10 protein-coding genes are annotated in these 13,285 nt (G+C 42.6%); 8 read left to right on the plus strand and 2 right to left on the minus strand.

Annotation, left to right across the window (positions count from 1 at the left end):
• The first annotated feature begins 412 nt into the window (after window positions 1-412).
• A complete protein-coding gene (locus AND4_RS05955; RefSeq protein ID WP_009842026.1) occupies window positions 413-670 on the plus strand; it encodes a hypothetical protein in 258 nt (85 codons plus the stop codon).
• 322 nt (window positions 671-992) lie between these two features.
• Here AND4_RS05955 and AND4_RS05960 read toward each other — a convergent pair whose 3' ends face one another.
• Window positions 993-1,403, minus strand: a complete 411-nt coding sequence (locus AND4_RS05960; protein WP_009842028.1) for a DUF3757 domain-containing protein — start codon at window positions 1,401-1,403, stop codon at window positions 993-995.
• 442 nt (window positions 1,404-1,845) lie between these two features.
• Between AND4_RS05960 and AND4_RS05965 the strand changes: the two genes are divergently transcribed.
• From AND4_RS05965 to AND4_RS06000, 7 genes are all read left to right on the plus strand, one after another.
• Entirely contained in the window at window positions 1,846-2,238 is a 393-nt protein-coding gene (locus tag AND4_RS05965; protein ID WP_043991496.1) for a hypothetical protein, read from the plus strand.
• Window positions 2,239-2,797: 559 nt separating this feature from the next.
• Window positions 2,798-6,052: a M66 family metalloprotease gene (locus AND4_RS05970; RefSeq protein WP_009842030.1), complete on the plus strand. Its 3,255-nt coding sequence runs from the start codon at window positions 2,798-2,800 to the stop codon at window positions 6,050-6,052.
• 1,229 nt (window positions 6,053-7,281) lie between these two features.
• Window positions 7,282-8,274, plus strand: coding sequence for an ABC transporter substrate-binding protein (locus AND4_RS05980; protein ID WP_009842032.1), 993 nt, complete (start codon window positions 7,282-7,284; stop codon window positions 8,272-8,274).
• An 88-nt stretch (window positions 8,275-8,362) separates the two neighbouring features.
• On the plus strand, window positions 8,363-9,262 hold the full coding sequence (locus tag AND4_RS05985) for a proline/glycine betaine ABC transporter permease (RefSeq protein ID WP_009842033.1): 900 nt from the start codon (window positions 8,363-8,365) through the stop codon (window positions 9,260-9,262).
• A complete protein-coding gene (locus AND4_RS05990) occupies window positions 9,255-10,496 on the plus strand; it encodes a glycine betaine/L-proline ABC transporter ATP-binding protein (protein WP_009842034.1) in 1,242 nt (413 codons plus the stop codon). Before AND4_RS05985 ends, AND4_RS05990 begins: the two co-directional genes overlap by 8 nt.
• A 289-nt stretch (window positions 10,497-10,785) precedes the next feature.
• Window positions 10,786-11,295 carry a copper resistance protein NlpE gene (locus AND4_RS05995; protein WP_009842035.1) on the plus strand — a complete coding sequence of 170 codons (510 nt, stop codon included), beginning with the start codon at window positions 10,786-10,788 and terminating at the stop codon, window positions 11,293-11,295.
• Between the two features lie 286 nt (window positions 11,296-11,581).
• Window positions 11,582-12,673, plus strand: a complete 1,092-nt coding sequence (locus AND4_RS06000; protein ID WP_043991497.1) for a transporter substrate-binding domain-containing protein — start codon at window positions 11,582-11,584, stop codon at window positions 12,671-12,673.
• A gap of 59 nt (window positions 12,674-12,732) precedes the next feature.
• Here AND4_RS06000 and AND4_RS06005 read toward each other — a convergent pair whose 3' ends face one another.
• Window positions 12,733-13,251, minus strand: a complete 519-nt coding sequence (locus AND4_RS06005) for a glycine zipper 2TM domain-containing protein (RefSeq protein WP_009842037.1) — start codon at window positions 13,249-13,251, stop codon at window positions 12,733-12,735.
• Between the last annotated feature and the right edge of the window lie 34 nt (window positions 13,252-13,285).

Consider the following 13,285-nt stretch of genomic DNA (forward strand, 5'->3'; position numbering starts at 1 on the left):
TTATATTTACCACACGACATCCTGACTAAAATAAGAATAATAAGATCCACTCTTCAACCAAAAATAGATTTTAAATAGCAAGAACCTTTCGGCCTAAGGCGGTCTATTCGACTGTACTATTAACGGATTTTTACTCCTATATCTGTACAAACAGGAGTCGCTGATTTGTTGTCAAAGATGATTTTGAATTATTTTACGGACAAATTGATGCTAAGAGATGGGCAAGCCTTCGTTGCAAGGCTACATTGGTAGCCCTTTCTCGCTCGAAAGTACCACAAAGTATCTTTAAAAATTTATTTATATACAGTCACTTATTTTTCCAGGTCAAATAAAATCATAGCCAACGTTCTTTTTTTCTTGCAAAAAAGGTAGAAAAGATTATAGTTTTAATAGGCCATTGTTGAGAATTGACATGTCATTACAGAAAAAACAATCTAAAGTATCATTAAACATTAAAATTTCATCAGACTTAGATTTTCGTCTTAAGCGCGCTAGAAGAGCAGCTCGCGAACAGGGACTGATGTTCAATGTCTCTCAAGAAGTTGAAAAGTTCCTTGAGAAGGAAGTAAAGGAAGTCGAGCACCATCTATCCATAGATGAAGAGATTAAAAGCAACCTAGAGGAACTTGGTGGACTTGATATAGATAACATTATGAAATCAATGAAGTAACAGCTATGTAGCTTGTGACGAACTTATAACTAATCTTGGAGATGAATGATGGGAACAATAATTGGACTATTGATTTTAGCAGGGATAGATATGTACCTAAAACGTAAAACAGGGCTTCATTTGCATCAGTGGATTGCAAAAAAAATTAGAGATTCCCAAAATAACAAATAAACCAATCTTGCTAGCATTTCAGAATCCATCTGTTGGACGAACTGAAGGTAAGAATGCCTGGCCCAAACAAGATTAGTTATCTTTAAAAGAGACGGCCAAATGGCCGTCTTAGAAAAAACAGTATTGATCACAAGCCTTTCTGAGATTTAGCCTAATTTTCAAACTCAAACTTACAATCTTCAGCCGCTCCTCTACATTCAAAATAAGTAAACCATCCACTACTAAAACTCAGCCAGCTATCTCGATAATTTGAAATTGAAATCTCTCGGTCTCGATTCTCACCTAAATACAGATCAACAACACCATTCTCAAGATTGTAAGCACATTTATTTAGTTTCAGAGGTTGTGCGTGATAGATTACAGCTTCTCTAAACGATGTAATACTTCCGCTGTTTCCTTGTGTCGCAACACCGATCCAGCTTCCGCTAGTGTTGGTAGCTGAAAAAGTATAGTTTATATTTTCTATCGTATTTGGATTTGGGCAAGAGGAGACGATGGTATTCGAAAAAACTGAAGCCGAAAACAAAGCAAGATTGATTGTAATAAAAGGTATTAACTTCATAATGCACACCTAATTAATTTTAAAAAACCAACATATCAGATAGATGAGTAATGTTAAACCATTCATCTTATATTTATATCGAACCATTAACGGCAAGAGTACTATAACCCAAATACACTTTTGACAATTTTAGAGTAGGTTGAAGTGTAGAAATAAAAAAGGTGTCATAGTATCAACTTTTGGTCTGGTACTGAATTTATATTGATATCATTAATTATAAAAATGACTAATCTTGAGATGTTAGGCTCGGCAAGAATAATTTATTTTTCAGAGAGGTACCGTCGGAACGTATTATTGAGTCCTACAACTTGCAACCACTGAGTACATAACACTTTAATAATTGTACGTTAGGCACGAGTTTACCTCTTTATAATCAAAAAGTAGTAATCGTTAAAAAGTGTAATATACCTTACACTCTTCCTATTCCGAAAGGTTAAATTTTGTGCCATATTCAGCTACGGATTATCAAGTCAATGAAAGGGGTTTACTAGCTATGAGATCATTACTCTTTACTACTTTTCTGTTTTATTTACCCAATGCCCAAGCACTCACTGCGGCAGAGCCGTCCTTAAAATTCTATCACAACACCGAAGTCATCAATAAGGAAGTTACCAATGTTGATAGCATCTTATTTGAAAGTATGACCGAAGAAATACAATTAGACTTATTAAGGTTTAACGCGATAGAAATTAAACGTTGCCACGGATTCAATTGGCAAGATACCAATGATATCCAGCTTGCATCTCAAGGGCAAAAACAAGGTTTGTGGTACAATCTGAGTGAAGCCGATTTTTTTCGTGCCATGGAGTCTCTAGTTCAGCTCACACACCCCTGAAATCCTCGTAAACAATAACTTTTTATAATCAAAGAACCCTTCTCTGGAGGGCTCTTTGCTAACTGAGATACGTTACCTTATTTACAAAACAAATTACAAGGTCCTAAGCGAGTAGCACATACAATTATTTAAAGCATGAGCTTAACTCAGTAACATCATATCTACATAATATAATCTCTGCTTGGTTGTAAACTTTCAACGCCAGCTCATGCTCTTCACTGACAAGTCCTTGATGGCCACTGCACGCCGGTTTTTATGTTAAGGCCCCTCACCCATAGTACATTCCGGCGTTCTCTGTTTGCGTCATTTAGCAACATAATTCTTCTATACCAAACAATCCGCACTCCATACCAATTAATGTGAGATTGCTCCATTGAATTACTTTTAGTTTTCTTATTATCTCGATTAGCTTGCCCTCAAACAGTACGATAGACTGTAAGGCAACATGCTGTACTGTATCTTTTTATGGTGGGCGTAATTTTGTCCTTTTCGTTCGACTAGACACAGCTGATGTCGATTTAGTCGTGAGGTCATAACACTAATGATGAGTAGTAATACAATGATAAAAAAAGCTCTGTTAGCCAGTGCGATTGGCGCACTTCTTCCAGCTTATAGCGCTACCGCTGATGAAGATATTCGCAACACTATGATGCAAGAAATGGCAAAACAAATCGAAGCACGTGTTGAGCAGGTGAACCAATTGGCGCAAAACCCAGATAATTGGGAAGAGCACAATGGGAAAAATTTTTTCCGACTTGGTGAATACCTTTACGCAATGACACCGGATCACAAACCCATATTTATGCCGTTTGTATTGGGGTCATCGCACGAAGAAAACGCCGCTTATGCTGACCGTTCAGCGGAAGCTATGTTCGATTTTGTAAAAGCACCTTGGCGTTTAACCAATGAATTTAACGGTGTATATGTTTATCATGACCAGTTCGGACAAAACTACTTAGAATGGATTGAGAACAACAAACGATGCAGTGTCCGTTACCTCGCAGACGGTGGTGTAAATACAACTAACCAAGACTGCAAACCTTTCGACGAAAAACAAACCGAAGCGATTGGTTTCATTGACGATCAAGATGTCACTAACCATTTAGCAGGGACCTTTAAGGCACAAGTTCGCTTTGTACAGAACCAAATATCAGAGCCTTACGGCAATACAGAAAAGTCCCAACAAAAACTTATAACACATCGTGAAGCTTTGTTAGTAATCACTCCAGAAAAAGAGAGCATTGATGAGAAAAATATTCTCGCTTATATCTACAAAGATGGTCAACTTTTAGAAAAGCGCGTGCTAAGTAATCCCTCTCAGTTACTCAGTGCTGACCGCACGGTAGAAGATGAACGGCCTGATATTTTGTACTCAAAGCGCTCTTATTCAACGGTACTGCCTTGGAATTATGTTGAAAACGGTTTGAGCTTACGCTTTGAAACTTATGACATGCGTGAAGGTGAACTCGCGGCAGACAGCATCGAGTTTGGTCCGCCAACACACTTAGAGATGCCGATGGTGCGCGTAGGTATGTTGACGGAGCCACCAGCCGCTAAGCCTTTAGAAACTCGTATGGCTAACTATGGTTCAGAGCTTTTCCAACGTCTTCCACTGGCATCAATGAGTATTAGTCCATATTTACCAGTAAAACTAGACAAGGTGGTTACCGCTTACGGTGAAGTAGAACAGGAATACAGTCAATTTGAAAAGCCAGATATTCACTCTGGAGATCTGCGCGAAAACATCACCAAATCACTTATTCAGACGGGCATCAACAATGCGAACTTTGGTGTCCCAAGTACTGCGGGCACCCATCAATGGCAACCCGCTCACTTCCCAACTGTCGTCATTGGTCACTCAATTGGTCGTTACCTCAACAAAAAAGGTGAGGTTGTTGACGTAACCCATGGTGCATCTGGTGGTAATGGTATGGTGCTATTGGTTGATTCTACTGGCAACGAAGTCACTCACGAAATCGGCCATGCGTTCAGCCTATGGCATTATCCTGGTGGACCGGACGTGTACTACCACAGTACAACAAGTGGTTGGGGATATGATGCTTACCGAGGGCGCATGGCAGATAACGTCGTTTGGTATAATCGGGGGTATGATGGCCGTGATTTTAAAGGTCTCGTCGGTTATCAAAAGGACCCAATGGCAGGCGGTAACTTTGATTCAAACTCGAACAACTATCCACTATTTACTGGTTATACATCGAAAGTAGCTCAAGACTATCTAGCGACTTACGATTTACTGGATATGTCTACCGAGTCTGGATTTACTCATTGGGATGAAAGTGCGCAGACCATGCTTGAGGTTAAAGAAACGTCGAAGCGGAAACCGCGTATTACTGGTGTTGATGTCGTTACTACGGTCGGTTACTACGACCCAACAAAACAGCACTTAAGCCATATTTATCCACCCATGTATGGTGCTTCAGGTAATGTCTTCGATTTACCAGAGCCACAAGTGGGTCAATGCTGGGCTGAAATAACTTATGCAAATGGGAAATTTGAGCAAGTAGCGCTTGATGGCCATCGTTTAGACAGAAGAATGAGCAATAAATTTCACATCAATTTAGAGCGTTCTGCTGAACCTGAAAGCTTGGCGGTTTTTTGTCCAGAGCGACTACTTGAGGACATCGTTCGTGAAGCAATCTTGGCGGATGTCGGTCAAGAACATTTCTTCGATTGGGATGACAACAAACAAAAAGGTAACCCAGGCGATATGTTCCGTTACCACCGCAACGGTCGTATTGAACTGTTTGAGCTGCAAACTCATCGTTACTGGTATTTCCCGGACAGCGGTCAATCCAATCACCAATGGAAGTTTATCGGCTACCTTGATGAGTTAATAGATCAATATGTCGCTGAGCAACAGCCAAGCTTCGAAGAGTTGGGCAAGGTAAAACTAACGACGCGCCAGTTTGAAGTTACAGATGAATATCCACAGCGTACCGTAACTTTTGGTAAAGATCACGATGGCTATGCTCTAGGTGTTGAAGATTCGCCAACGTTTGCTCAAATTAAACAACTGACCAATGCTGATTATTCGAGTGTGGCGGAGTTCGAACGCGCCGTGTTAACGCAAAATGAGTATCAACGGTTTGGCCAACACAGCTCCATTCTTTCCGCTAAGCAAATTAAAGCTGGCTTTATTGGCGCACTTTTTTCTCACAGAAACCCTGATAGCGGTACTCTCGACTACTTTATGATGAAACGAACAAATGCAGGAGCAATGCCAATAGACAAGGTTTCGAATCAAGATTGGAAATATCTTGGTGATGCAGAAACTTATGTAAATTTTGATCTAAACCCGATCCGTGTTGAACGTAAGGGTTTGGATCATGATGCTCGCCTTAAAGCCTACTATCGTGTGGAAGAAATTCTCTCTGCTGAGCAAGCGGCGACAACAAACGTTCCATTCCAACTGTTTAAATCGTCACTAAAAGGTGGTCAGCAAGGGTACTTCTTACAAAAGTCAGCAGGCGATGCTTCTGAGATGCCTACCGATGAGTTCTCTAATTCGGAGTGGCACTTTATCGCTAGTGACCACTCGCTCGATGAAACGCTGACCCGTTGGTTAGAACGTGATGAGTTTGAGCAAGATGTTGCGAACTGGTACCGACAAGAAAAACTCCGTGCTCATGGTGAAACAGGTGAAGTGGGCGACATCTATTTGTATGACTTCCATGATGGCAAGCGTCATTACTACCAATTAAAAAATGATGAGAACGGTTACTTTCCATGGCCAGATAAACCAAATATGGATGACTGGAGCAACCATAACTGGCAATACTTAACTTCGTTTTAGTCGGAAGAATAATAAAGAGCCCTCCAAGTCGAAGAGGGCTCAATTAACAGTCAAAAATATTGCACTGCTAACCACCGACCACTGCACCTAGTTAACACAACTTTTCTAACACTCAGTCTCAGTATTGACAGAGTCCCACCGTTTAACGCAACCAAGATCCGTTAGCCTTGACCCTGCAAAAAAGCCAGCGCATCAATTCTGTCACGTACTTTTGTCTGTCTCTTTCACCATCTGATATTCATACCTTTATCAGGTATTTACAATTTGACACAAGTCGGCAATCAATTAAAATGCAACAAAATAAAAACACAAGGACAACCAAAGTGAAACAATTCAACATCATCAGTCTGGCTTTTCTTATACTCTTTAGTTCAATAAGCCTAGCTCAACCACCATCGTCACAAGCCAAACCCTCCCCTACAGTGATGCTCTCATTGAGTGCGACCGAGCAAGAGGATGATAACAGTGACCAAGGTGATGTGATTTATCACCAATGCTACTTAAACCCGGTCAGTTGTATCGGAATCTATAACAGTTAAAAGTAAGGCCTCAAACTCTTTCGTTTTGAGGCCTTTATTTTGCCAAAAAAGGCGACTATCACGTAAAAGTGCAGAAACTTCATACCAATCACAGTAATTGACAAGAACTAACGCGAGAAGAAGGCTTCAAAACAAGGCTAAAATGTTGGGTTAACATTCGTTTTAATGTTCCAAACCAAGTATTGGGCATAATAACAAGCCAGAATGAATAGCACTATCTACGATTGGTATTACCGCTTATTTCACCTATGTGGGCATTGTCCCATCTTGAGTTTAATTTCCTACCTGACAACCTTTTCACTCTAGACAGTCCTGTCCTTAATAACTCACACATACGTTTGCCATAGAGTTTTGTCCTCTACCTCCTGAGAGCGAAAAGCCTCTACCAACCGTTTTCCTTAAAGGTCGCCTTTTCTCACTCAGGAATGAGCGGAACAGATCCAACCCGCTTCCTCAGCGAAATATTAATTAGACATCTAACATTCCCCAACTAACAAGACACAAAATATCGATTGATCAACTGATATAAATCGATAAAAACTTCTCATTACAGAGGTTTTATTTATCACAAAACTACCATTTCCTTCATATTTGTTAACAATTATAACTATAGTTGATAGAGCACATTAGTTTGAACACTAATGATTAATTGGTTATTCTGAAAAACGATTAAGAGAAAGGAAACTCAATATGACGTACAAAACTCCCTTACTACTCGCGATTGGAGCAATAGCAGCAACCAACGTAAACGCAAGTGAGTGTGGGACGGTTACCATTGCAGATATGAATTGGAACTCCGCAACGCTGATTGCCAATGTGGACCGTTTTATTCTTGAGCATGGCTACGGCTGTGACGCCGAACTCATCCCCGGCGATACCATGCCAACTGGCACCTCAATGATCGAAAAAGGACAACCCGATGTCGCGCCTGAACTTTGGAGTAACAGCCTCAAAGACGCGCTAGATAAAGGTGTCAAAGAAAAACGTCTGCGCTACGCAGGTAAAGCACTTATCGAGGGGGGAGAAGAGGGTTTCTGGATACCAGCTTATCTGGTAGAGCAATACCCTGAAATGAAGACCATCGAAGGGGTAAAAAAGCACGCGAAGTTATTCTCTCACCCCGAAGACAAAGCTAAATCGGCATTTTACAGCTGTCCAGCTGGTTGGAACTGTCAAATTAGTGCTGGTAATCTTTTCAAAGCAATGGCGCTTTCTGACTCTGGCTTTGACATCATTGATCCTGGTTCTAGTGCAGGTTTATCTGGTTCGATTGCAAAAGCCTATGAGCGAAAAGAAGCCTGGTTCGGCTACTACTGGGCCCCCACAGCAGTACTTGGTAAATACGACATGGTAAAAGTCGACTTCGGTAGCGGTGTTGACGAGAAAGAATTTGTCAGCTGTACAACACAAGCAGATTGTGCTGATCCAAAAGCAACCATGTATCCTCCTTCACCTGTTCATACGATTACCACCGAAGAGTTCGCTTCACGCTCCCCTGCAGCATACGATTACTTCACAAAACGTGGCTTCACCAACGCTGACATGAACCAATTATTAGCTTGGATGGAAGACAACCAAGCAGACGGTGAAGAAACCATGTTCCATTTCCTAGAAAGCTATCCACAAATCTGGACCAAATGGGTTCCTCAAGACGTAGCTAAAAAAGTGCAAGGTGCACTGTAAGATTTAGACGTTTCGTAAATGGTATAGGAATACCGAAATTGTTGTATGCCGAGGCTCGCTTGAGTCTCGGCAAGAAAAGGAAGTAAACATGTCTGACTCGAATTGGCTTAGCGAATTCCCAGAAATGGATCGCTCAGATCTCAGAGCCATCCGCAAAACCTTAGATGGCGCCTATCGCGATTTCTCTCGCGAATACGGCGACCTTATTGAATCATTCTTCGACCCTCTTCTCTCATTTCTCGTTTGGTTCGAAAAACTCCTTATTTCTACACCATGGATGATCATTCTTGGTGTGTGTACTGCATTGGTTTATGCCGCTAGTCGCTCATGGAAACTGGCTGTCGCGTGTTTCCTGTCATTGATCCTGATTGGGTACTTTGGCATGTGGGAAGACACCATGCGGACGCTCAGCATCATCACGGTATGTACCATGCTCGCCATTGTGCTCGGCATTCCGATTGGTATTGCCATGGCGCGCTCAAATCGTGTCCAGTCCGTCGTGACACCACTACTCGACGTGATGCAAACCATGCCAGCATTCGTCTATCTAATCCCAGTCGTGATGCTTCTCGGTATCGGAAAAATACCCGGCCTAATAGCCGTTGTTATCTACGCGATCCCACCCGTAATTCGGTTGACCAACTTAGGCATCCGACTCGTTGATAAAGAAGTACTTGAAGCGGCAACCGCCTTTGGCGCGAGTGCGAAGCAGCGCTTAGTCGGCGTGCAATTACCTTTGGCAATGCCAACCATAATGGCTGGTATCAACCAAACCATAATGATGGCACTTTCTATGGTCGTTATCGCTTCTATGATTGGCGTTAAAGGCCTAGGTCAGCCAGTATTGAAATCAATCACCAACCAGTACTTCACTCTTGGTCTGCTTAATGGCCTAGCGATTGTGGCACTGGCAATATTGTTTGACCGTGCATCGCAAGCTTACGCGAAGCGAACTCAAGCACACTTAGGAGATCTGAAACATGACTGAGACACTTATTGAGATCAGCGGGCTGTACAAGATCTTCGGACCAAAGCCAAAAACGGTCATCGAGCGAGTAAAACAAGGTCAGAGCAAAGACCAAATTCTCGCTGATACCGGCCATACCCTTGGTTTAAAAGACATCAATCTACAAATTAACAAAGGCGAAATCTTCGTTATCATGGGCCTATCTGGCTCTGGTAAGTCGACCATGATCCGTCACTTCAACCGCTTGATTGATCCTACCATGGGGCAAATCTTGGTTGAGGGCATCGACGTAATGCAATTGTCATCAAAAGAGTTAGAAGCATTCCGTCGTCACAAAATGTCGATGGTATTCCAACGCTTTGGCCTCTTGCCTCATCGCACTGTGGTTGACAATGTGGCTTACGGCCTTGAAATTCAAGGCGTCACGAAAGTAGCGCGTCTTAAGAAAGCCACAGAGTGGCTGGAAACCGTTGGCCTTAAAGGTTACGAGAATCAATACCCAGCACAACTTTCTGGTGGTCAACAACAGCGTGTCGGCTTGGCTCGTGCTCTAGCCACTGACGCCGAGATCTTACTGATGGATGAGGCTTTCTCTGCACTCGACCCATTGATCCGCAGCGAGATGCAAGATCAGCTTATCGAGCTACAAGAAAAGCTACACAAGACCATTATCTTTATTACACACGACCTAGACGAGGCTCTTCGTTTGGGTGACCGTATCGCTATCTTGAAAGATGGTGAGTTGGTACAACAAGGTTCTCCAGACGAGATTCTACTCCATCCTGCTGACGACTATGTAGAGGCCTTCGTTAAAGACGTAAACCGAGCACGCGCCCTTACCGTCGAGACTGTAATGCAACCACCAGCGTATCGTATTACCGCGACGACAATTGAAGAAGCTCTTATCGAAATGAAACGTGTGAAACAAGACTATGCATACCATGTAACCGACGAAGGCTACCAAGGAGTGGTCACCAAAGAGAGCTTATTAGACGCCGCGAAGACGGATGCTGCGCAAGCGCTAGCAGAAGAGATCTACGAAGAAGTGCCGATAGTCTCCCCTGATTCCGTAATTGAGGAAGTACTACCCGACACCATGTCTTGTGATTACTCACTGCCTGTTGTGGATGAAGAAGGTAATCTGCAAGGTGAACTGGAACGCAGCGCAGTCGCTGACATCTTCACTGATCATTCTGAAGAGGGGTCACCGCTAAAGGAGGTTAAAACGCCCCCGGTCATGGATAAAGCATCCTAACACAACACAGGCTCATCATCAGATGAGCCTTTTGCTCACTTTATTGTTCTTTACGCTGGTGATGCAAGTCGTCATTGCAGGCCGCTGCATTTTCTTCTTTTATCTCTCTTTATTTTCAAACCACTGACGTTAAAGAGTTTGTCTTACAAAAGCAGTTCAATGGTTTGCTTTATTCTGACGCATGTCTCGGAAACAGGTCTATGATTATTCCGGTATACCCAAGTGACCTTTGCATACCAGAAACAAGATTATGTTCGCATATTAGCTTGTTGATTTAGAGAGGAATATGATGAAAAAGACACTATTGGCACTCACTGGTGCAGTCGTTATCTTAGCAGGATGTCAGGATGAGAAACCAGCGCAGACAACTGTGGTTGAGGTTCCTCAAGCAACCGAAGCTGATACCTCCGTTGACATGACAATGGTTGAAGAAGAGCAAGTGATCACCACTGACACTTTCGTTGATTCTGGCCACAATGCGCAAAATGCGTTGGATTGGAGCGGCATTTATAAAGGCAAGCTTCCTTGCGCCGATTGCGCAGACATCGACACCACCCTCACTCTTAATGAAAGTGGCACTTACTCATTGGTGAAACTATATGAGGGCAAGAAAGGTGACCCAGTCAGGTCTGAGGGTAAGTTCACATGGAATGAGTCAGGCAACATCATCACATTGGTTGATGAGTCAGATTCAAATCAGTACTTCGTTGGCGAAAACATACTAATGAAACTAGACATAAACGGCGAGAAAGCAACTGGCGAGCTAGCGTCATTCTACAACCTAAGCAAAATGCCTTGATCCCACACCGCGAATACAACCGTACGCAAAAGAACAACGTCTAATACTTCCACTGCACGATCTAGCACCAATGCCGTGTGGTGACAAAAAACAAGTGACAATAGAAACAAGGGGCAATCCATCGCCCCTTTCTGTTTGATAACAACTGCTATAGTTAAAAGGGTAAATAAAATTAGGGCAGTATTGAATTCGTTATCACACCTGCGCCTCAATATTCTTACGACTCTTTGAGTGGATCCTTGCTCTCGATACAATTCACAACTGCCTCTTGATTGAGGTCTAGTGCATGCAAAATTTATTCAAATCAACACTTCGATTCTTTGTCACTTCCGCCGTTTTGGCTCTATTTTTTTTTAGTCCTGTATCTTCTGCTTCCCCTCTCAAAGTCGGCACTTATCCTTGTCCTCCTTTTGTTATTAATTCGACCAGCCAAGAACTCAATGGCCTGAGTATCGAACTGTGGGAAAGGATAGCCCAAAAAATGGGCGTGGAATTTAATTATGAAAACCATCAACTTGATGAACTCCTCGATGGGATTGAAAGTGGACAGATCGACATTGGGGTTTCATGCATATCTATCACGCCCGAACGAGAGATATTCGCCGACTTTTCTCACTCTTTTTATGAAACGCACCTCGCTATTGCGGTTAAACGTCAAGGCTACTTGCATACCTTGAGGTCCATTTTCTTAAATCCTGCGTTATGGTTGATCATTGGGGCTATTATTCTTACAGCGGGTATAGTCGGTGCCTTCTTCTACGTAATAGAAAAAGGAAAAAATGAAAAGCTGTATTCTATGAAAAGTCGCATCGGTCGTTGGGTTGAAACCTTCATACTTGGCTTACTCTTTATTACTCGCGGCCCATTTAATTATTTTGAGTTTAAGAGCCTGACTGGGCGTATTGTCACTGTACTCATCGGTGTACTTAGCATGTTATTCATAGCAAGTATTACGGCCGTCTTAGCCAGTAAACTTACTCTCAGCCAAGGGCACTCTCAAATCAAAAGCGTCAATGATTTAGCCAGGGTACAGGTTGGCGCCAAAGAAGCGACAACGTCCTCGCTCATGCTGACCAGTTTTGGCATTCGCTACAAGCACTACGATGATATGACAATGTTGCTAAAAGCATTAGAAAAAGGAGAGGTAGAAGCGATCGTCGCTGATGATGTGGTGCTGAAGTACATGATTGGCATCGGTAGACAAGCCGGACAATTTGAAAACCTAGAGGTGTTGCCTTACCAATTAGAAAAGCAAAACTACGGCTTTATCATGACCGAAAGTAATCAATATGAAGAGGCTATTAATCGCGCATTGTTACAAATTAGAGAATCGAAAGAGTGGCGCAAAACCTTGGGGGACTATTTCGTCAAAAAATAAACATGGCTTAATTGAAAAAGTCCTTTTCTCGTTTAAGAAAAGGACTTTAATACTGGTAACTACTGAGGTAGGACGACTTTGCCATCTTGAATTGGGAATACCTTACCCGTTGGTTTGTTCTTCATACGAACCGTTGTTGGTACGCCAGCAATCTCGTAAGTAACATCGTAACCAGCCACTTGCTCTGAAGTCGTATATTCTGTGTGACATTGCTTCTCTGTTGAGGTTACCACATCACCTTTTTGAACATTGTCTTGGATTCCACGACCTGCCATTGCACCAGCAATCGTACCTGCGGCCGTTGCAATCACTTTACCGGAACCACCACCGATTTGGTTACCCAACGCAGCACCTGCAGCTGCACCGCCCACAGTACCAAGAATCTTGTTATTATCCTTTGGTGCGACTTTGTGATTCACAACGACATCCCTACATACTTGATGCGGCTTCTTCACTGTTTCTGTAACGGCCTCAACAAACGTAATACTCGCTTCTTTTGGCGCTGGTGGCGTCTTATCTTTACAACCTGCTAGTACAGCAACAACAGCTGCTGCGAGCGCAATTGATTTTATATTCATGAACAATTTCCCAATACCGTTATCTTTGCTTGGC

The organism is Vibrio sp. AND4, from assembly GCF_000171815.1.
Taxonomy (GTDB): Bacteria; Pseudomonadota; Gammaproteobacteria; order Enterobacterales; family Vibrionaceae; genus Vibrio.